This window comes from Spirillospora sp. NPDC049024 (assembly GCF_040649235.1).
Classification (GTDB): domain Bacteria; phylum Actinomycetota; class Actinomycetes; order Streptosporangiales; family Streptosporangiaceae; genus Spirillospora.
In genome coordinates this window covers 310,413-330,379 of the sequence record NZ_JBEZFD010000007.1, presented here as the reverse complement: position 1 = coordinate 330,379, position 19,967 = coordinate 310,413, and the positions used below count along the sequence as shown (strand labels likewise).

General features: G+C 74.5%; 19 protein-coding genes and 1 riboswitch. Of the genes, 9 read left to right on the top strand and 10 right to left on the bottom strand.

The window, feature by feature from the left end:
- Positions 1–196 precede the first annotated feature (196 nt).
- From AB0C21_RS16110 to aroF, 3 genes are all read right to left on the bottom strand, one after another.
- A complete protein-coding gene (locus tag AB0C21_RS16110) occupies positions 197–1,096 on the bottom strand; it encodes a DUF5954 family protein (protein WP_500204906.1) in 900 nt (299 codons plus the stop codon).
- Positions 1,097–1,136: 40 nt separating this feature from the next.
- On the bottom strand, positions 1,137–2,105 hold the full coding sequence (locus AB0C21_RS16105; protein ID WP_500204905.1) for a DMT family transporter: 969 nt from the start codon (positions 2,103–2,105) through the stop codon (positions 1,137–1,139).
- Positions 2,106–2,326: 221 nt separating this feature from the next.
- Positions 2,327–3,373: a 3-deoxy-7-phosphoheptulonate synthase gene (aroF, locus tag AB0C21_RS16100; protein WP_500204904.1), complete on the bottom strand. Its 1,047-nt coding sequence runs from the start codon at positions 3,371–3,373 to the stop codon at positions 2,327–2,329.
- Between the two features lie 258 nt (positions 3,374–3,631).
- Between aroF and AB0C21_RS16095 the strand changes: the two genes are divergently transcribed.
- From AB0C21_RS16095 to AB0C21_RS16075, 5 genes are all read left to right on the top strand, one after another.
- Entirely contained in the window at positions 3,632–4,255 is a 624-nt protein-coding gene (locus tag AB0C21_RS16095; protein ID WP_500204903.1) for a sulfite oxidase-like oxidoreductase, read from the top strand.
- A 110-nt stretch (positions 4,256–4,365) separates the two neighbouring features.
- A complete protein-coding gene (locus AB0C21_RS16090; RefSeq protein WP_500204902.1) occupies positions 4,366–5,709 on the top strand; it encodes a histidine kinase in 1,344 nt (447 codons plus the stop codon).
- Between the two features lie 77 nt (positions 5,710–5,786).
- Entirely contained in the window at positions 5,787–6,593 is an 807-nt protein-coding gene (locus tag AB0C21_RS16085; protein WP_149257400.1) for a LytR/AlgR family response regulator transcription factor, read from the top strand.
- Entirely contained in the window at positions 6,583–7,101 is a 519-nt protein-coding gene (locus tag AB0C21_RS16080; protein ID WP_500204901.1) for a hypothetical protein, read from the top strand. Before AB0C21_RS16085 ends, AB0C21_RS16080 begins: the two co-directional genes overlap by 11 nt.
- Positions 7,098–8,798, top strand: a complete 1,701-nt coding sequence (locus tag AB0C21_RS16075; RefSeq protein ID WP_500204900.1) for a sodium:solute symporter family transporter — start codon at positions 7,098–7,100, stop codon at positions 8,796–8,798. Before AB0C21_RS16080 ends, AB0C21_RS16075 begins: the two co-directional genes overlap by 4 nt.
- A 999-nt stretch (positions 8,799–9,797) precedes the next feature.
- On the opposite strand, the gene AB0C21_RS16070 is transcribed toward AB0C21_RS16075, so the two are convergent.
- From AB0C21_RS16070 to thiO, 6 genes are all read right to left on the bottom strand, one after another.
- The gene (locus AB0C21_RS16070) at positions 9,798–10,643 is read right to left on the bottom strand and encodes a deoxyribonuclease IV (RefSeq protein WP_500204899.1); all 846 of its coding nucleotides are present in this window, start codon (positions 10,641–10,643) and stop codon (positions 9,798–9,800) included.
- A 20-nt stretch (positions 10,644–10,663) separates the two neighbouring features.
- A complete protein-coding gene (pknB, locus tag AB0C21_RS16065; protein ID WP_500204898.1) occupies positions 10,664–12,589 on the bottom strand; it encodes a Stk1 family PASTA domain-containing Ser/Thr kinase in 1,926 nt (641 codons plus the stop codon).
- 36 nt (positions 12,590–12,625) lie between these two features.
- Complete coding sequence (locus tag AB0C21_RS16060; RefSeq protein ID WP_500204897.1) at positions 12,626–13,597, bottom strand: DMT family transporter; 972 nt, start codon at positions 13,595–13,597, stop codon at positions 12,626–12,628.
- Between the two features lie 138 nt (positions 13,598–13,735).
- On the bottom strand, positions 13,736–14,527 hold the full coding sequence (locus tag AB0C21_RS16055; protein ID WP_500204896.1) for a thiazole synthase: 792 nt from the start codon (positions 14,525–14,527) through the stop codon (positions 13,736–13,738).
- A gap of 2 nt (positions 14,528–14,529) precedes the next feature.
- The gene (gene thiS, locus AB0C21_RS16050; protein WP_149257393.1) at positions 14,530–14,730 is read right to left on the bottom strand and encodes a sulfur carrier protein ThiS; all 201 of its coding nucleotides are present in this window, start codon (positions 14,728–14,730) and stop codon (positions 14,530–14,532) included.
- On the bottom strand, positions 14,727–15,854 hold the full coding sequence (thiO, locus tag AB0C21_RS16045) for a glycine oxidase ThiO (RefSeq protein WP_500204895.1): 1,128 nt from the start codon (positions 15,852–15,854) through the stop codon (positions 14,727–14,729). Before thiO ends, thiS begins: the two co-directional genes overlap by 4 nt.
- Positions 15,844–15,957: riboswitch (TPP riboswitch) on the bottom strand. (Overlaps the previous gene by 11 nt.)
- Positions 15,958–16,075: 118 nt before the next feature.
- Between thiO and AB0C21_RS16040 the strand changes: the two genes are divergently transcribed.
- From AB0C21_RS16040 to AB0C21_RS16025, 4 genes are all read left to right on the top strand, one after another.
- The gene (locus AB0C21_RS16040; RefSeq protein WP_500204894.1) at positions 16,076–17,293 is read left to right on the top strand and encodes an NAD(P)/FAD-dependent oxidoreductase; all 1,218 of its coding nucleotides are present in this window, start codon (positions 16,076–16,078) and stop codon (positions 17,291–17,293) included.
- A gap of 78 nt (positions 17,294–17,371) precedes the next feature.
- A complete protein-coding gene (locus AB0C21_RS16035) occupies positions 17,372–17,746 on the top strand; it encodes an Rv2175c family DNA-binding protein (protein ID WP_149257390.1) in 375 nt (124 codons plus the stop codon).
- Between the two features lie 108 nt (positions 17,747–17,854).
- The gene (gene thiE, locus AB0C21_RS16030) at positions 17,855–18,541 is read left to right on the top strand and encodes a thiamine phosphate synthase (protein WP_500204893.1); all 687 of its coding nucleotides are present in this window, start codon (positions 17,855–17,857) and stop codon (positions 18,539–18,541) included.
- Positions 18,542–18,630: 89 nt separating this feature from the next.
- Positions 18,631–18,792 (top strand): hypothetical protein, encoded by a 162-nt coding sequence (locus AB0C21_RS16025; RefSeq protein ID WP_200841674.1) that lies wholly within the window; start codon positions 18,631–18,633, stop codon positions 18,790–18,792.
- Between the two features lie 64 nt (positions 18,793–18,856).
- Here the strand turns inward: AB0C21_RS16025 and AB0C21_RS16020 are convergent, their stop codons facing one another.
- The gene (locus AB0C21_RS16020) at positions 18,857–19,936 is read right to left on the bottom strand and encodes a serine/threonine-protein kinase (RefSeq protein ID WP_500204892.1); all 1,080 of its coding nucleotides are present in this window, start codon (positions 19,934–19,936) and stop codon (positions 18,857–18,859) included.
- Between the last annotated feature and the right edge of the window lie 31 nt (positions 19,937–19,967).

Below are 19,967 nucleotides of genomic sequence, written 5' to 3'. Positions count from 1 at the left end.
CATTTCGAGACATGCCCAGGTCGTCCGCGCGGGGCCACTTTGATCCCGCGGTCCGGCGCGCGGCTTCGACCCGGGGTTGTTCGATCTCGCCCCGCCTCGGGCCCGGGGCGTTCCACCCGGCTCGCCTGGCCCGGTGGGCCTGGCAGCCCCGGCCCGGCGGGCCGCATGGTCTGGCGGGTGCTTGGTGGGCGGTGGGTCAGCGGGCGTCGAAGTCCGTGTGGCGTGGGGGCTCGGGGCCGTCCGGGCCCAGCAGGGTGATCCGCTCGATGCGGACGATCCGGAAGCGGCGCCCCGCGACGGCGATGCCGTTGCGGCGCGTGCGGTCCTCCATCAGCTCCGCCGCCTCGGCGAACCGGGCGACGTCCACCGCGGCCGGGCTCTCCACCGCGGGCACCACGTGCCTGAAATAGGTGGCCAGCGAGTCGCGGGCCTGCTGCGGCGCGTCGTACAGCCGGCCCACGGGCCGCCAGCGCCGTTCGCCGCGCTCGGCGACGGTGAACGCGGGCGCCAGCGCGACCGGGGTGAGGAACGCGCCGGACGGCTCGCTCCCCGTGGCCGCCGCCGCGTCCAGCACCTGGCAGAGCAGCTCGGCGGTCGCGAGGTCGGACGCCGGGCCGTCCTCCGGCAGCAGCTCGTACGCGCGGGCGGGCGGGACGCGCCCGGCCGCGGGCAGCGGGTCCAGGTCGGTCGGGCGGGGCGGCTCGGGCCCGTCCGGGCCGGTGCGGACCAGCTGCTCGATCCGCACGATCCGGAACCGCCGCCCGCCCGCGGCCACCTCGTCGGCCGGCTCGTGCCGCAGCGTCCGGGCCGCGGCCGCCAGCCCGCGCGCCGCGCCGGAGCCGGGCGCCGCCCGGTCCTCCAGATGGTCGGCGAGGATCTCGCGCGCGCCCTGCGGCAGCGGGTCGAACGGGGTCACGACCTGCCAGCCGCCCGGAACCTGCTCGGCGGCCGCGAACACGGCCCCCAGGGCCACCAGTTCCGGGTAGGCGGACAGGGCGCGGCGGGCATCCGCCAGCAGCACCGCGGCGACCGGGTCGACCCCGTCCAGGTCCTCCGGGAAGAGCCGCCCCCCGGCGTCACCATCTCCCGTCGTCATGCCGGTCATCATCCTCGCCGCGCCGCGCCCGGCCAATGGTTCAGACCAATTCGTTACCGCCCTGTGCGCCCGGGCGGCGGCCGCCCAGCCGCGCGGGCGCCACGAGGACCACGAGGCTCGCCGCGAGCAGCACGAGGCCGCCCAGCGCCGCGCCGCCCAGCCGCTCGCCCAGCAGGGCCGTGCCGAGCACCGCGGCCACCGCGGGCTCCGCGAGCGTCAGGGTCGTCGCCGTCGTGGCGGGCGTCGTGCGCAGGCCCCGGGCGAACAGCAGGTAGCCGCCGCCCGTGGTGACCACGCCGAGGTAGAGCGCGATGAGCGCGCCGCTCCCGGTGAGCAGCCAGCCCGTCGGCCCGGCGAGCAGGACGGGGAGCAGCGGGACGGCCGCCGCCCCGAACAGCGCCGCGGCGACGGCCCGGTCCTCCTCGCCGCGGGTGATGAGGACGGACGCCACCGTCGCGTACACCGCGTACGACAGCCCGGACAGCAGCGCCAGCCCGATGCCGAGCGGCTCGGCGCCCGCGTCCCGGCCGCCGCCGACGAGCAGCGCGCAGCCCGCGACGGCGCCCGCCGTGGCGAGCGTCCACCGCCCGGTCAGGACGGCCCGGCGCGCGAGCAGCCCGAGCACGCCGCTGAACACGGGCGCGCTCCCGATCGTGACGACGGTGCCGACCGCGACGCCGGTACGGCCCGCGGCGACGAAGAACGCCGTCTGGTAGACGGCGATGGCGACCGCGCCGACGCCGACGAGCGGCAGGTTGCGGCGGTCGCCCAGCAGGCGGCGCAACCCGGCGCCGCCGCGCGTGGACGCGGCGAGGGCCAGCAGCACCAGCCCGCCGATGACGATGCGGACCGCGGCGACCGAGTAGGGGGACGCGCCGTCCGCGAACGTGCGGACGGTGCCGGTCGTCCCCCAGAGGGCGGCCGCCAGCAGGACGTCGGCGCCGCCGCGCCGGGCGCGGGCGGGCGAAGGCTTTTCGGACGCGCGCCGAAGAGAGGTGTTGTGCGACACGGAGAAGGGCTCCTGGGCTCGAATCGGAGAAGAGGGTCCGGATTCGGGGCGCAGGACGGCGCGGCCGGGCGCACGCTCGCGCCGGGCCGTGTCGTGGTCAGCAGGGAATGCGGTCGCCGCGCCCCGTCAGGAGCGCGGCGGTCCGCAATCAGGTGCCCAGTAAGCCATGGTTCAGGACGATACCCGCTCCCGGGTCAGGCGGGTACGGCGGGGACGCGCGGTCACGCGGGGACGGCGTCGGGGTCCTCGCTCCTGGTGAGGGAGCGGCCGACGATCGGGGGCAGGTCGCGGACGAGCTTGGCGAGCTCGCGCAGGTCGCCGTCCACCAGGGCCTGCGGGCCGTCGCACAGCGCGGTCTCCGGGTGCGGGTGCACGTCGATGATCACGCCGTCGGCGCCGACCGCGATCGCCGCGCGGGTCAGCGGCAGGACGAGGTCGCGGCTGCCGCCCGAGTGCGACGGGTCCACGATCACCGGCAGGTGGGAGAGGCGCTGCGCCACCGGAACCGCGGAGATGTCGAGGGTGTTGCGGGTCGCGCGCTCGAAGGTGCGGATGCCCCGCTCGCACAGCACGATGTCGAGGTTGCCGCGCTGCGCGACGTACTCGGCGGCCATCAGCCACTCCTCGATCGTCCCGTTCATGCCGCGCTTCAGCATGACCGGCTTGCCGGACTCGCCGGCCGCCTGCAGGAGGGCGAAGTTCTGCGCGTTGCGGGTGCCGATCTGCAGCATGTCGGCGTAGGAGGCGACGAGGTCGACGTCGGCGGCGTCCACGACCTCGGTGACGATCGGCATGCCGGTCTCCTCGCGGACGTCGGCGAGGATCCGGAGCCCCGCCTCCCCGAGGCCCTGGAACGCGTACGGGGACGTCCGCGGCTTGAACGCGCCCCCGCGCAGCAGCGTCGCGCCCGCGGCCTGCGCCATCTGCGCCGCGCCGAGGGTCTGCTCGGGGGTCTCCACCGCGCACGGGCCGGCGATCAGTGTCATGGTGCCGGGGCCGATCGGCACCCCGCCGACCCGGACGACCGAGCGTTCGCCGTGGTTCTCGCGGCTCACCAGCTTGTAGGGCGCCGAAATGCGGACGACGTCGCTGACGCCGCGCATGCCGCGCAGGTTCAGCGTGCCGAACTGCTGGACGTCGCCCACCAGCCCGACGATGGTCCGCTCCACGCCGCGGCTGATGAAGGCGTCGCCTCCCGCCGTCTCGACCAGTGAGACGACGGCTCTGACATCCGCTTCGCTGGCCTCCGGGGCCATGACGACGACCATGGGTGTGCTGCCTCTCCTTCAGGCCCCGGGAAGCCGGTCCGTCCCCGGAACGGCGAAAGCCCCGGGCCGGCCGGCCCGGGGCTTTCGCCTTCGTGGTCTGTCAGCGCAGCGTCTGGCAGACCAGCCGTCCGGGCTGGTCGAGCCAAAAGAAATACACGACGTTGCGCACGGGCCCAAGCGTAGCCGATGTCCGGACGCGCGGCCCGCACGCACCCCGGATATGGCTCAGGTCACGCCGGATGGCAGGATGGCCGCGTCATGACGCACCCCGAACAGTCCGCGCCGCAGCCGGGCGAACTGCCCCCCGGGCAGTACGTCCCCCGGGGCTGGCCCGTCCTGCACTACGGTCCCGTGCCGAAGTTCCGTCCCAAGGACTGGGACTTCCGCGTCTTCGGCGCCACCGAGTCGGGGGAGCAGCACCGCTGGACCTGGGACGAGTTCGACGCGCTGCCGAAGGCCCGGTCGGTCGCCGACTTCCACTGCGTCACCAAGTTCACGATCCCGGGCAACGAGTGGGAGGGCGTCCCCGGCGCTGCGATCACGGAGCTGGCGCCGCCCGCGCCCGACGTCACGCACGTCATGGTCTGGGCCGAGTACGGCTACAGCGCCAACATCAGGATGAGCGACTTCCTCGCCGAGGGGACGATGTTCGCCACCCACCACGACGGCGAGCGCCTCACGCCCGACCACGGCTTCCCCCTCCGCATCGTCATCCCGCACCTGTACGCGTGGAAGAGCGTGAAGTGGGTCAGGGGCGTCGAGTACCTGGTGAAGGACCGCCGGGGCTTCTGGGAGGAGCGCGGCTACCACAACGTCGCCGACCCGTGGCGCGAGCAGCGCTACTCCTACCAGGAGGACGAGGGCGAATCGCCCCCGCTGTGATTGGTCCGCCGGGCGGGCCGGCCGCGCGGGCCGAGCGTGTCCCATTCGAGACCTCGGTATATCGGCAACAGCCGCACCCGCGGCGATGATAGCCATTACCGTACGTTTCCATGGACCTACCGTCCGTCACAGATGTCGTGGTGTGCGCCGCGGCGGCCGGGGTCAGCGGGGTCTGGGCGCCGCGCAGGTGGTGCCTCCTGCCGCGGCGCGGGCCCGCCGAGCCCGCGGAGTCGGCGGCGTTCGCCGCCCTGCACCTGATCGCGCACGCCGCGCCCCCGCTGCGGGCCGGGCTCACCGGCGACGCGGCGCGCAGGTCGACCCGGCTGCTGCGGGCGCTGCTCGGCGCCGAGGCGGTCGCGATCGTGGCGGTGCGCCCGCCGGACGACCCGGACGGCCCCGACGATCCAGGCGATCCCGCCGAGCCGGACGGTCCGGCCGAGGCGGGGGCGGGCGGGCGCGACGCCCCGCGCTTACTGGCCTGGGACGGCGCCGGCCGCGGCGCCCACGCCGACGAGGCGGTCGCGCACGCGCTGCCGGTCCTGGCCTCCGGCCGGCCCCGGGTCATCGCGCCCGAGCCGCTCGCGTGCGGCGACCCGCGCTGCGGCGTCCAGGTGGCGATGATCGCCCCGCTCACCGTCGAGGGCCGCGTCGAGGGGGCGCTGACCGCGTACTGGCCGAGCCCGTCCACCGCGCGGGTCCGCGCGGTCGGGGAGGCGGCCCGGCTCGTCACCGGCCAGCTCGAACTGGCCGAGCTCGACTCCGCCCGCGTCCGCCTCGCCGAGGCCGAGCTGCGGGCGCTGCGCGCGCAGATCTCCCCGCACTTCGTCTACAACTCGCTGACCACGATCGCCTCGTTCGTCCGCACCGATCCCGAGCGCGCCCGCGGCCTGCTGCTCGACTTCGCCGACTTCGCCCGCTACTCGTTCCGCAACCCGCGCGACTTCACCACGCTCGCCGACGAGCTGCGCTCGATCGACCGCTACCTGCTGTTGGAGCGCGCCAGGTTCGGCGACCGGCTGCGGTGCGACGTCGAGGTCGCGCCGGAGGTCCTGCCGGTCGCCGTTCCGTTCCTGGCGCTCCAGCCGCTCGTGGAGAACGCCGTCCGGCACGGCATGGCGGGCGGGCGCGAGGCGTTCCACATCTCGATCACGGCCCGCGACTCGGGCGCCGAGGCCGCGATCAGCGTCGAGGACGACGGGATCGGCATGGACCCCGAACGGCTCGAGGAGATCCTCTCGGCGCCGCTCGGACGCCCCGGGCCCACCGGCTGGGGGAGCGTGGCGACCCACGACCGGCCGGAGGGCGGCCCCGGCATCGGCCTCGCGAACGTCGACGCGCGCATGCGCCAGGTCTACGGCGAGGAGTACGGGCTCACCGTCGAGACAGCGCTCGGCGCCGGAACCAAGGTCAATCTGCGCGTTCCGAAGTACCGTCCCGGCGTCTTTCCCGACTGAGGGGCGATCCGGGCGACACGCCACTCACTTTTTGGAACCGATTGCGGACAGACGGTAATCGCGGCAAAGTCGCCCTCATGCTGCACGTCCTCGCCGTCGACGATGAACGCCCCGCCCTGGAGGAGCTGACCTACCTGCTCCGCAAGGACCCGCGGATCGGGCGGGTCACCGGGGCGGCGGACGCCTCGTCCGCGCTGCGCGACCTGAGCCGCATGCTCGTCGACGGCGAGCGCCTCGACGCCGTGTTCCTCGACATCCGCATGCCGGGGCTCGACGGGCTCGACTTCACCCGGCTGCTCACCGGGTTCGCCGCGCCGCCGCCCGTGGTGTTCGTGACCGCGCACGACGACTGCGCCGTCGCCGCCTACGAGCTCGGCGCCCTCGACTACCTGCTGAAGCCCGTCCGCCCGGAGCGGCTCGCCGTGGCGGTCGGGCGGGTGGCGTCGGCCGCGCGCCGGACGTCCGGGACCGCGGGGGAGGCCGCCCCCGACCCCGACGACGAGATGATCCCCGTCGAGCTCGGCGGGCGGACGCGCCTGGTGTCCCGCCGCGCGGTGACCCACGTCGAGGCGAAGGGCGACTACGTCCGGCTGCACACCGCCGACGGCGGCTACCTGGTCCGCATGCCGCTGTCGGCGCTCTCCAAGCGGTGGGAGGGGGCGGGCTTCATCCGGATCCACCGCAGCACCCTCGTCGCGGCGGCGCACATCACCGAGCTGCGCTTCGACGGCGGCCGGGCGGCCGTCCAGATCGGCGACGAGCTGCTGCAGGTCAGCCGCCGCCACACCCGCGAGGTCCGCGACCTGTTCGTCCGCAGGTTCCACCAGCCGGACGGGGACCCAGGAGGCCCCGGAGACGCCGGGGAGGGCACCGATGACCGATGAACGCCGCGAGACCGCCGCCGGAGGGGCGGCCGTCCGCCCCCGCGCGCTGCCGCCGGGCACGGCGGAGACCGCCGGGACCGGCGCCGCCGGCGCCGAGGCGCCCGCGGCCGACCAGGCGGACCCCGATCCGCCCGATACCGCCCTGGCCGATCCCGCGCTGCTCGATACGGACCCGGCCGATTCCGACCTGACCGATATCGATGCGGCCCGCGCCGTCCCGCCCCTTCCCGGTCCGCCCATCGGCGCCGCCGAGACCCGCGCCCTCATCCGCACCCAGCTGCGCACCGCCCTCGGCACCGGCGCGTTCGTCATGGCCGTGGTGACGGCGCTCCCGGTGCTGATGGCGCTCGTCCCGGCGGTGGCCCGGGCCCGCGTCCACGGCCTCCCGCTGCCCTGGCTCGTCCTCGCGTTCGGAATCCAGCCGGTCTGGGTCGCGGTGTCGTTCCGCCAGCTCGCCCGGGCCGAGCGCGCCGAGCGCGAACTGGCGAGACCGGCGGGCCGGCGATGACCGCCGTGGCGGTCGCGGCGCTCCTCGCACTGCTGGTGACGACCGCCGCCGTGGGCGCCTACGACCGCCGCTCCGCCTGCGCCGCGGGCGACCTCCTGACCGCCTCCCGGGGCGTCACCCCCTGGCGGAACGCCTCGGCGATCAGCGGCGACTACCTGTCCGCCGCCGCGTTCCTCGGCACCGCCGGGCTGGTGCTCGCCTACGGCGCCGACATGCTGTGGCTGCCGGTCGCGGCGACCGCCGGATACGTCCTGCTCCTGGCGTTCGTGACCGCGCCCCTGCGGCGGTCCGGCGCCTACACCGTCTCCGACTTCGCCGAGTGGCGGCTCGGCTCACCGGCCGTGCGGCGCATCGTCACCTGCTGCGTCTGCTTCATCGGCTGGTTCTACCTGCTGCCCCAGTTCCAGGGCGCGGGCGTGACGCTGCGCGTGATGACCGGCGCCCCCGTGTGGGCGGGCTGGGCCGTCGTCGTCGCGGTCACGCTGCTGCTGGTCACCTCCGGCCGGATGTACAGCATCACCGCCGTCCAGAGCTTCCAGTTCTGGGTGAAGGTGGTCGCCCTCGCCGTGCCCGCCGCGGCGCTGCTGCTCATGTGGAACATGGACGGCCGTCCCGACCCCGCGGGCGAGGGGCCCGCGCGGTTCGAGCACACCACCCGGGTCCACGTGCGCACCGAGGTCGAGGTGGTCGCCCCCGCCGCCGTCCTCGTCACCGCCCGCGGGCGCGTGGACGGCGTCCGCCGCGACGGCGGGGCGATGACCCTCACCGCGGGCCGGCACGCCATCGGCCAGGCCACCGAGGTGGTATTCCCGGCCGGTGCGCCGGTGCCCCATGCCGAACGCCTGCCCGTCCAGGACGGCGAGACCTGGGCCGCCCCGTTCGGCCGCGGCCAGGAGCACGGCCTCTACCGCACCTACTCGGCGCTCCTGGGCATCCTGCTCGGCACCATGGGGCTGCCCCACATCCTCATGCGCTTCTACACGAACCCGAGCGGAAGCACCGCCCGCCGCACGGCGGCGCTGGTGCCGGTCCTCCTCGCGCTCTTCTGGGTCTTCCCCGCCATCTACGCGGCCATGGGACGCCTCTACGCGCCCGAACTGCTGATGACCGGCGACACCGACGCGACCGTCCTGCTGCTGCCCCAGCGCGTCCCCGGACCGGCCGGAGCGCTGCTCACCGCGCTCATCACCCTCGGCGCCTTCGCCGCGTTCATCTCCACCTCCTGCGGCCTCGTCGTCGCCATCGCCGGGACGGTCACCCAGTGCGCCCGCCGCAGAGGCACCGCGTCCTTCCGCACCGCCACGGTGCTCGCGCTCGCCGTCCCGCTCGTCCTGCTCCCCAGGATCGGCGCGCAGAGCGCCGCGGGCCTCGTCGCCCTCGCCCTGTGCGTGTCGGCGTGCTCCCTGTGCCCGCTCCTCGTCCTCGCCATCTGGTGGCGCGGCCTGACCGCCGCAGGCGCCGCAGCCGGCCTGCTCGTCGGCGGCGGCCTCGCCGTCGCGGCCGGTGTCCTGCACCTCTACGAGGTCCCCCTGACCGGCTGGCCCGCCGCCGCCGTGGCCGAGCCCGCCGCGCTGGTCGCCCCCGCCGCGTTCGCCGTCATGGTCGCCGTGTCCCTCCTGACCCGCCGCCGCGTCCCCCGCCGCGCCGACCGCGCCCTGACGAGACTGCACCTCCCCGAGGACGTGTACGCGCGTTGAGTCCCGCCTTGCGGCTTTTGCGACGCCCCCACCTGCCGCGACCCGGCAGCGGGAACCGCTCGTCCCGCCCCACGGACCGCTCATCGAATGACTACGCTCCGTATATCTCTGACTACACACCGTTCATCGAGTGCCGGGTCGTCTTGGGGCCCACAGGCGGCGCCGCCCCTCTAGTGTTCTCAGTGGCACCACACGCCACACCGCCCAAGGAGGGGCGGGCGGTCCCCGGCCGCGAACCCTCCCACAAGAGCAAATCCGGAGATCCGGCGCCACATGCCGGATCGTGAGTCGCAGGATCCCGTACCGGGGGGGTGGGATCCCGCGACCTGTGGCTCGGGCGTCGCTGAACAGTCGGGGGGTTGTCCAGCGGCGCCCGAGCTCTTATTTATTGCTTTTTCTCCTCCTTCGGGCGCTGGGCGCCCTCCATCGTCGATAAAAGCGGGCGATCGCTGGCATCGCTCCGTCTCGCCTTGCGGCTCGCTTCGCGATCAGATTCTTGCTTCGCTCGAAACTGCCTTCGGACGCGATCGCACCACTCCGGTTGTCGCGGGGTGCTGTAGCGGCTGAGGTAGTTGCAGTAGTTGGTTGCTGTGGGCGGCCACTGCCGCCTCCCACATGAGTGCGTCCCTCGGTCATCGAGGTACTACGGGCGCTCGCGGCAGTCACGCCCAGCGGCGATGGACGGGATCTGTTGGCGGGCGGGTGTCCAGCCCCAGAGGCGCCGTCCGTCTGGCGACTGGGCCAGCGGGGCGGCGACGGCGGCAGCGACAGCCCTCAGGATTCGCGGCGCCCGGGCAGCAAACCCACTACTGCAACGACCTCAGCCGCCAGAGCAACCACGCAACGACCTGGGGCCTGCGATCGCGTCCGAAGGCAGATTCGAGCGAAGCAAGAATCTGATCGCGCAGCGAGCCGCAAGGCGAGCCGGAGCGATGCCAGCGATCGCCCGCTTTTTCCGACGATGGAGGGCCGCCAGGCCCGAAGGAGGAGAAAAAGCAATCAGGAACGGAGCCGCTTCAGGGTTTCTATGTCTTTGGCGTGGGGGGCGGGGGCTCGGCCTGGGGTTTCGATTATGAAGGGGACGCCTGTGGTCGCGGGGTGGTTGAAGAGGTCGGCGAAGGGGGGCTCGCCTATTTGGCCGGCGCCTATGTTCTCGTGGCGGTCCTTGGCGGAGGCGCAGGCGTCCTTGGAGTCGTTGGCGTGGACCAGTTTCAGGCGGCCCTCGCCTACCGCGGCGACCAGGGCGTCGAGGGTGTCCTTGGCGCCGCCGGGGGCGGTGAGGTCGTGGCCGGCGGCCCAGGCGTGGCAGGTGTCGAAGCAGACGCCGAGCTTCGGGTGGTGGTCCAGGCGCTCGAAGAAGGGGCCCAGGTCCTGGACCTTGGCGCAGAGCATGTTGTTCTGGCCGGCCATGGGTTCCAGGAGCATGTCGGGGCCGTCCTCGGGGATCTCGTCGAGGAGGGGGAGGACGTGGTCGCGGATCTGGGCCATGGCCTCGTCGTAGGTCCGGGTCACGGCGGAGCCGGTGTGGACGACGACGCCGCGGGCGCCGATGGCGCGGCCCCGGGTCAGGGAGTGGCGGACGGCCGCCAGCGACTTCTCCAGCGTCTCCGGAGTGGGGGAGCCGAGGTTGACCAGGTACGGGGCGTGCACGTAGACGGGGAGGCCGCCGTCCCGGAGCTTGGCGTCCTCGGCGGGCTTGCCCTCCGGCAGGGCCCAGCCGCGCGGGTTGGAGACGAACACCTGGACCGCCTCGGCGCCGATCTCCGCGGCGTACTTCAGGCCGCCGGTGGCGAGGCCGCCGGCAACGGGCACGTGTGCCCCGACGGGGCTGATGGGTGAGGTCATGGCGCGTTCAGACTAGCCGCTCAGGGACCCCGGACGATCGTGATGGTGGAGCCGCGCGGGGCCTCGCCGCTGTTCGGGGACTGGAAGCGCACGGTGTTGCCGCCGAAGCCCGTCACGTTCACCCGGAAGCCGGAGTCCTCCAGGGCGCGCTTGGCCTCGCCCACGCGGCGGCCGGTCAGGTCCGGGACGGGGACGTTCTGGTTGCCGTCGCCGTCCTTGCAGCCGAGATGGACGTCGCCCACGTCGAGGATGCAGTCGCGCTTGTTGACGACGATGGTGACCTCGTCGCCGCGGGAGACGCCGGTGCCCTCGGACGGGTCCTGGCTGATCACCGTGTCGGGCTGCTTGCCGTCCACCTGCTTCTTCTGGACGGTGACGTTCAGGCCCATCGAGCGCAGCTGGTTGGCGGCGGAGTCGCCGTTCTGGCCGAGGAGGCCGGGCATCGACATGCCGCTGGAGACGACGACGGCGACCGGCTCGTCGGGGGACTGCTTCTCGCCCGCGCCCGGGTCGGTGCTGATGACGTCGCCCCTGGCGACGGTCTGCGAGGGGGTGCTGCTCGTCCGGCCGACGGTGAAGCCCTTGTCCTCCAGGGTCTTCTTGGCGTCGGCGACGGACTTGCCCTCGACGTCGGGCACCTCGCGCGGCGTGATGCCCTTCGACGGCGTGAGCGTGACCGTCTGGCCCTTGGCGACGCGTGCCCCGGCGGGCGGGTCGGACTTGGCGACGCCGCCCTTGTGGACGCGGTCGCTGTAGACCGCCTTGGCGGTGCGCACGTCCAGCCCGTCGGACTCCAGCTGGTCGCGGGCGTCGGCGACCTTCATCCCGATGATCGAGGACGGGACGTGCTCGTACTGGCCGGACGTCTGGTACCAGACGGCCCAGCCGAGGATGACGGCCGCGACCAGCCCGATGGCGACCATGACGTAGCGGCCGGTCAGGGCGCCGATCGCGCGGTCGGTGCGGGTGGGGCGCGGGACGTACTCGGGCGCCATGGTGTCGGCGTCCAGGAGGGCGGTGCGGCCGTGGGCGGGCGGCGGCGCCTCCAGCACGCTCGTGGCGTTGCGGGACGACTCCTCGACGCGCCGGTCGAAGTCGCGCGGCAGGCCGCCGAACACCTCGGCGACCTCGGCCAGGTACTGGTTCGCGTCCTGCGGGCGGCGGGCCGGGTCGTGGCTCGTGGCGTCGGTGACCAGGGCGTCCACCCGCGCGGGGATGCCGGGGACGACGCTCGACGGCGGCGGCACCGTCTCGTTCACGTGCTTGTAGGCGACGGCGAGGGGCGTGTCGCCCTGGTGCGGCAGCCGCCCGGTCATCAGCTCGAACAGCATGGTCCCGGCGGCGTACACGTCGGAGCGGACGTCGGCGTTGCCGGACAGCACCTGCTCGGGCGCCAGGTAGCCGACCGTTCCGATGATCATGCCGGTCTTGGTCATCTTGCTCGCGGTCTCGGCCCGCGCGAGGCCGAAGTCGGCGACCTTGACCTGGCCGTCCTCGGTGATCAGCACGTTCTCGGGCTTGACGTCGCGGTGCACCAGGCCGGCCCGGTGCGCGGCGCCGAGCGCGGCCAGCACCGGCTGCATGATCTCCAGGGCGGCGCGCGGGCCGAGCCTGCCGAGCGAGTTCAGCGCGTCGCGCAGGGTGCGGCCGGCGACGTACTCCATCACCAGGTAGACGTGCTCGCCGTCGGTGCGCTGGTCGTAGACGGCGACGACGTTCGGGTGGGACAGCGCCGCGGCCGCCTTGGCCTCGCCGATGAAGCGGGCGACGAAGTCCTCGTCGGAGGCGAGCCCCGCGTGCATCACCTTCAGCGCGATGACGCGGTCGAGCCGGAGGTCGCGCGCGAGGTAGACCGTGGCCATGCCGCCGCGGGCGATGCGGGACTCAATGCGGTAGCGCCCGTCGAGCACCCGCCCGACGAGTGGATCAGCAACCGTCGTGTCCATCGATGCGAGTTTACGGGTGAATCCCCGCGGATCTCATCACTCGCGAGTATGAGCATCGACGAGTCCCGAGGGCGACTCGTCCGGGGCGGCGGGTGCGGGAGCGACGGGCGGGACGCGGCGGCGGAGCGTCCGCGTGCTGCGGGAGACGGCCACGCCGGTGAGGCACAGCAGCCCGCCGCCGAGGGTGACCAGGCCGGGGACCTCGTCCAGGAACAGCCACGACATCAGCACCACGAGGGCGGGCGCGGCGTAGGTGGTGGCGCCCATCTTCCCGGCGGACGTGCGTGCCAGCGCGTACCCCCAGGTCGTGAAGGCGAGCGCGGTCGGGAAGACGCCCAGGTAGACCATGTTGAGGGTGGCGCCCGCGGGGGCGTCCGCGGCCTGCGAGACGAGCTGCCCGGAGAAGGGCAGGCAGGCCACCGTGCCGATCGCGCAGGCGAACGTGGTGAACTGGAGCGACGACGCGTGCCTCAGCGCGGGCTTCTGGGCGACGACGCCCGCGGCGTAGGTGACCGCGGCGGCCAGGCAGAGCAGGACCCCGCCGACGGACGAGCGGCCGTCGCCCGACATCGACAGCCCCACGACGGCGGCGCCGGTGAACGAGACGGCCATGCCGAGCACCAGCCGGGACGACAGGCCCTCCTTCAGCAGCCAGCCGCCGAGCAGCGCGATGAGGATCGGCCCGATGTTGACGACGAGGGCGGCGGTGCCCGCGTCCACGAGCTGCTCGCCCCAGTTCAGCACGACCATGTAGCAGCCGAACCACAGGAGGCCCGCGGTGACGATGCCGGGCCAGGCCGCCTTGGGCGGCAGGCCCTCGCGCCGGACGAGCCAGAGCGCCCCCAGCACGACCGTCCCGGAAAGGAGGCGGCCGAGGGCGAGCGCGCCGGGGCTGTACTCGGAGCCCGCGCTGCGGATCGCGACGAAGGCCGAGGCCCAGAACACCACTGTGACCGTTGCCGCCGCCACCGCGAGTTTGTCGACGCGCGCGCCGCTGTTCTGCTGCATGTCACGCACCTTAGGTAGGGGACGTTTCCACCGACACCGAAGTGATTCGCGCGGTTGCGGGCCAGTGGACGGATTCAGTCTGTGGTGCCCGACATTTCAGGTCTAGCGAATATTTCTACACGTGGGTCTTTAGCAGCGCTACGACGTCGCCAGGCCCTCGAACGGGGAGGACGCCTGGGCGTAGCGGCGCTTGGGGATGCGTCCGGCGAGCCGCGCGAGCCGCCCCGCCTCGACCGCGTGCCGCATCGCGGCGGCCATCCGCGCCGGGGACTGCGCGCGGGTGACGGCGGTCGCGAGGAGCACCGCGTCGCAGCCGAGCTCCATGGCGAGGGCCGCGTCCGACGCCGTGCCGAGCCCCGCGTCGAGGATCACCGGGACGTTCGCGCGCTCCACGATCAGCTCGATGTTGTGCGGGTTGCGGATGCCGAGCCCCGATCCGATCGGGGAGCCGAGCGGCATCACGGCGGCGCAGCCGAGCTGCTCCAGGCGGTGCGCCAGCACCGGGTCGTCGCTGGTGTAGGGCAGGACGGTGAAGCCGTCGTCGACGAGCTGCTCGGCGGCCTCGACCAGCTCGATCGGGTCGGGCAGCAGCGTGCGCTCGTCGGCGATCACCTCCAGCTTGACCCAGTCGGTGCCGAGCGCCTCCCGGGCGAGCTTGGCGGTCAGGACGGCCTCGCCCGCGGTGAAGCAGCCGGCGGTGTTCGGCAGCACCCGGATGCCGCACTCGGCCAGCACGTCCAGCACCGAGCCGCGCGCGGCCGGGTCCACGCGGCGCATCGCGACCGTGGTGAGCGCGGTCCCCGACGCGGTGAGCGCCTCGCGCAGCACCGCCATGCTGGGCGCCCCGCCCGTGCCCATGATCAGCCGCGAGCCCAGCTCCTCGCCCGCGATGACCAGCCCGTCGGCGCCGGTTCCGTTCCTCGTGTCCATCCTCACCCTCCCTGGACCGCGGTCAGCACCTCGACGCGGTCGGCGTCCTTCAGGGGCGTGGCCTCCCAGGCCGAGCGCCGGACGACCTCGTCGTTCAGGGCCGCCGCCACGCCCGTCGCCGCGGCCGTGACGGACGCGACGACCTCGGCCACGCTCGCGCCCTCGGGCAGCTCGCGCGGCTCACCGTTGACGATCACCTTCATGCGCTCACCTCGGGGGAGAAGCGGTCGGGGGCGAACGGCCCGGCGACCTCGGGGACGGGCCCGTCCAGCAGCATCGCGGACAGGATGTCGGCGCTCACCGGCGTGAGCAGGATGCCGTTGCGGAAGTGCCCGGTGCCGACGAACAGCCCGGCCAGCGCGGTCGGCCCCATCACGGGCGCGTTGTCGGGGGAGCCGGGCCGCAGCCCGGCGGTGACCTCCGCGAACTCCAGCTCGGTGATGCCGGGCAGCAGCTCGCGGGCGTCACGAAGCAGCTCCCACAGCCCGCCGGCGGTGACGCGCGTGTCGAAGCCCAGCTCCTCCTGCGTGGCGCCGAGGACGATCTCGCCGTCCGGGCGCGGCACCAGGTAGACCGAGGACCCCCTGACGAGGCCGCGGGTCGGCCGCCGCAGGAACGGCGTCCGGGTGCGCAGCCGGATCACCTGCCCCTTCACCGGGCGGACGGGTGGAACGGTCCCGGGGGGCAGCCCGCCGACGTCGCCCGACCACGGGCCCGCGGCCAGCAGCACCCGGTCCGCGCGGATCACGGTGCCGTCGTCCAGGCCGACGCCGGTGGCGGCGTCGTTCTCCACGACGACGCGCGCGGCCCGCCGCCGGACGAGCCGGACGCCCAGCCGCTCGCACGCGGCCAGCAGCGCGGGGGCGAGCCTGCGGGGGTCGACCGATCCGTCCCGCGGGGCGAGCAGGCCGCCGCGCACGCCGGGCGCGAGCATCGGCTCCAGCCGCCGGCACTCCCGGCCGGTGAGCGCCTCCGCCGGGATGCCGAGGTGCTCCTGGAAGCGGCGCAGGTCGTCCAGGTACCGCAGGTCGTCGGAGTCGAACGCGACCTCGATGATCCCGTCGGCGCGGTAGCCGGTCTCCAGGCCGGTCAGCTCCTCCAGTTCCGCGACGAACGCGCCGTAGCGGTCGCGGGAGGCGAGGCCGAGCCGCAGCAGCGGCTCCTCGCCGTAGTTCAGCTCGCTGACGGGGGTCAGCATGCCCGCCGCGACGGAGGAGGCGCCCGACGCGGGCGCGGGGTCGACGAGGGTGACGGCGGCGCCGCCGGCGGCGGTGCGCCAGGCGGTGGCCAGGCCGACCACCCCGGCGCCGATGATCGCTATCTCCATGCGCGCTCCCTTCGCCGGCATGATCCGGATCAGGTCCTGGCGGTCGGCGGCCCGGTCAGCCGCCCTCTCAGCCCGGTCGCACCGGACTCCCGCGCTTTGTTCTGTTCTGTGCAGGTTTCTGCTCGTCACCACCTTACGACCTCGGGGGAGCGGGCGGCTGATTGGACACCTGTCCACCCACCTGTCCGTCCGCGGAACGCGGGCCGTTAATGTGGCCTTCCATGGACAGGGTCATCGTCGTGGGTGGTGGGCTGGCCGGCGTGCGCGCCGTGGAGGCCCTGAGGAGCAAGGGGTACGAGGGCGCGCTGACCCTCCTGTCGGCGGAACGGCACCGGCCCTACGACCGGCCGCCGCTGTCGAAGGCCGTCCTCGCGGGAGAGTCCGACGACACGACCGTCGACGCCGACTGGGACGCGCTGCGCTGCGAGCTGCTGCTCGGCGAGCGCGCCACCGGGCTGCGGCTGGACGAGCCCGGACGCGGCGGGACGGTGGCCTCCACGGCGGGCGACCTCCCCTTCGACGGCCTGGTGATCGCGACCGGCGCCGCCCCGATCACCCTGCCCGGGGACGGGCGCCAGCACGTGCTGCGCACCATCGACGAGGCCCGCGACCTGCGCGCCCGGCTCGTCCCTGGCGCCCGCATCGTGATCGTCGGGGCGGGCTGGATCGGCGCCGAGGTCGCCACCACCGCGGCCCGCAAGGGCTGCGCGGTCACCGTCGTGGAGGCGGCCGACACGCCCCTCGCGGGCGCCGTCGGGCCCGAGGTCGGCGCGCTCACCGCCCCCTGGTACGCGGAGGCCGGCGTCGAGCTGCGGACCGGGGTCAAGGTCGCCGAGGTGCGCGAGGGCGGCCTCGCCCTCGCCGGGGGCGGGCGCATCGACGCCGACGAGGTGGTCGTGGGCATCGGGGTCAGGCCCGTCCTGTCGTGGCTGGAGGGCTCGGGGCTGCTGCTGGAGCGCGGCGTCGTGACCGACGGCTCGTTCCGGACCTACGCGGGCGAGGAGTCCCCCGGCGCGCTGCGCCCGGACGTCGTCGCGGTCGGCGACTGCGCCGCCTGGTGGTCGCAACGGTACGGGCGGCGGCTCCTCGTCGAGCACTGGGACACCGCCCTGAACGCCCCCGAGACCGCCGCCCTCGCCCTCCTCGGCCAGGAGGCCGTCTACGACGCCGCGCCGTACTTCTGGTCGGAGCAGTTCGGCCGCATGGTCCAGTACGCGGGCGACCACTCGGCGTCCGAGCGGCTCGTGCGCCGGGGCGACCCGTCCGGCCGCAAGTGGGCGCTGGTGTGGCTGACCGGCGACCGCCTCGACGCGGTCCTCACCGTCGACCGGCCCCGCGACCTGGTGCAGGCGCGGCGGGTGATCGCGGCGGGGACGCCCGTGGATCCGGAGGCGATCGCCGACCCGGACGTGCCCGTCCGGCAGGCCGTTCGCGGATAGCGATCGGCGATGGAGGGTAACGGCTGCGCACCGGGTTTGAGTCTTCCGAAGGCGTGGTAGCAAGGGGGCGTGACGCAGATGCACGCAACCGTTGACAGCGCACTGGACCCCCGCACCGACGCCCTGGCCGGCGAGTGGCTCACCCTCAAGGAGACCGCCGACAGGCTCGGGATCAAGCCCAACCGGATCAAGCAGCTCATCCACGAGCACCGCATCCTCGCGGTGCGCCGGGGCGGGGAGCCGATGGTCCCCGCGGCCTTCATCAAGGACGGCCAGGTCATCAAGGGTCTGCCCGGCACGCTGACCCTCCTGTCGGACGCCGGCTTCGACGACGCCGAGACGATCCGGTGGCTGTTCACGGCCGACGACACGCTGCCGGGGACGCCGGTGGACGCGCTCACCGAGAACCGGGGGACCGAGGTCCGCCGGCGCGCCCAGGCGCTCGCCTTCTAGGCCGCCTCCGGCGCCGTACGACGCACGTGACACGATCGCGGGGTCGCGCGCGGCAGGTCAGCACGCGCGCGATCCCTTGATCATCTGTGGAAAGGACGTTCCCCGGCCGTGTCCAGGCATCTCCCGACCGAGCGCGCGGTCGCGCTGCGCGCCCGGCTCAGCCGCGCCCGCCTCTACCTCTGCACGGACGCGCGGGAGCGCCAGGGGGACCTGCCGGCCTTCCTCGACGCCGTGCTCGCGAACGGCGTCGACATCGTCCAGCTCCGCCAGAAGGGCCTGGAGGCCCGGCAGGAGACGGCGCACCTGGAGGTGTTCCGCGCGGCGTGCGAGCGGCACGGGGCGCTCCTGGCCGTCAACGACCGGGCCGACATCGCGCACGCCGTCGGCGCGGACGTGCTGCACCTCGGCCAGGACGACCTGCCCGTGCCCGCCGCCCGCGAGATCGTCGGCGGCGACATGCTGATCGGCCGGTCGACGCACTCCGGGGAGCAGGCGTCGGCGGCGGCGACCGAGCCCGGCGCCGACTACTTCTGCGCGGGCCCGGTGTGGCCCACGCCGACCAAGCCCGGCCGTCCCGCGCCCGGCCCCAAGCTGCTGGAGTACGTCGCGGCGCAGCGCGTCGCGCGGCCGTGGTTCGCGATCGGCGGCATCGACCTCGGCAACCTGGACGAGGTCCTCGCCGCGGGCGCGGAGCGCGTCGTGGTGGTCCGGGCGATCACCGAGGCCGACGACCCGGGCGCCGCCGCGGCGGAGTTCGCGCGCCGGCTGGCCGCCCGGCCGCTCGGCACGGTCTGACCGGAACGATCGGAACAGCACGGGCGGATCCGCGCGAATTGACGCGGATCACGGTGCGGGCTCCGGCCGGATCGCCGACAATGGGGATCATGAGCGTGGGACCCGACGACGACCGCACGGTCGAGCTTGACGACGACCTGGAGATCCTGCCGGACCAGACGTCCGACGACACCGACACCGGGTGGGGCGAGTGGCGCGCCGGCGGCGACGACGACTCGCGCCTGCTGGAGGACCGCCCGCCGCACTGGTGACGGGGCCTTCTGCCCGGACCAGGACGCCGCTCGGACCAGGACGCCGCTCGGACCAGGACGCCGCTCAGACCAGGACGCCGAGCAGGAACCCGGCCGCCACGACGGCGCCGAGCGCGACCATCATCCGCCACCGGTAGCGCGGGATCCGCGTCGGGCGCGGCTTCGGCGCCGGGGCCTGCCCCTCGCGCAGCGCCCGGACGATCTGCGGCGCCGTCGGGCGCGCGGCGGGGTTCTTGTCCAGGCAGCGGGCCGCGAGCTCGCGCAGCGGGCCCTCCATGTCGCCGAGGTCGGGCCGGCGCGACGTCACGCGCCGCATCACGGCCGCGCTCGGCCCGGTCCCGAACGGCGGGCGCCCCGTCGCGGCGAACACCATCGTGGCGCCCCACGCGAACACGTCGGCGGGCGGCCCGACCGGCTCGTCCTCGATCTGCTCGGGCGCCATGTAGGCGGGCGTCCCGACCGGGCCGGTGGTCAGCGGGGTCGCGTCGGCGGTGCGGGCGATGCCGAAGTCGATGACCTTGGCGCCGTCCGGGCCGAGCAGCACGTTCCCGGGCTTGAAGTCGCGGTGCACGATCCCGGCGCGGTGGATCGCGGCGAGCGCGGCGGCGGTGCGCAGCGCGAGCTTGCGGAGCCGCGGCGGGGCGAGCGGGCCGCGGTCGGCGACGACGTCCTGGAGCGAGGGCCCCTCGACGAACTCGCTGACGATGTAGGGGCGGTCGCCGGTCATGTCGGCGTCGAGGACGCGGGCCGTGTGCCGCCCGGACACCCGCAGGGCCGCGTCCGCCTCCTTGACGAAGCGGCTGCGCGCCCGCTGCCCGGCCGCCACGCCGCCGCGCAGCAGCTTGACGGTGACGAGCTCGCCGTCGCCGTCCCGGCCGAGGTAGACGACGCCCTGGCCGCCCTCGCCGAGGCGTCCGAGCAGCGTGTACTCGCCGAGGCCGCGCGGGTCGTCGGGACCGAGCGGGGCGTCGGGCCGGTGGTCGCAGCCGTGCGCGGGCCGGGACGCGCCGCGTCCGGGCCCGGGGCGCGCCGCGGCGGGCCGGCCGGCGTGGCCCCGGTCGGTGCGCGCGGCGCGGCCGGGGCGGTTGGAAGAGGAACGCGGGGGATGGGGGTCCGTCCTCCCGCGGGAGGTGTCGTGCGGCACTGGGGGACTCCGACTCGGCGGGGGCGGACGA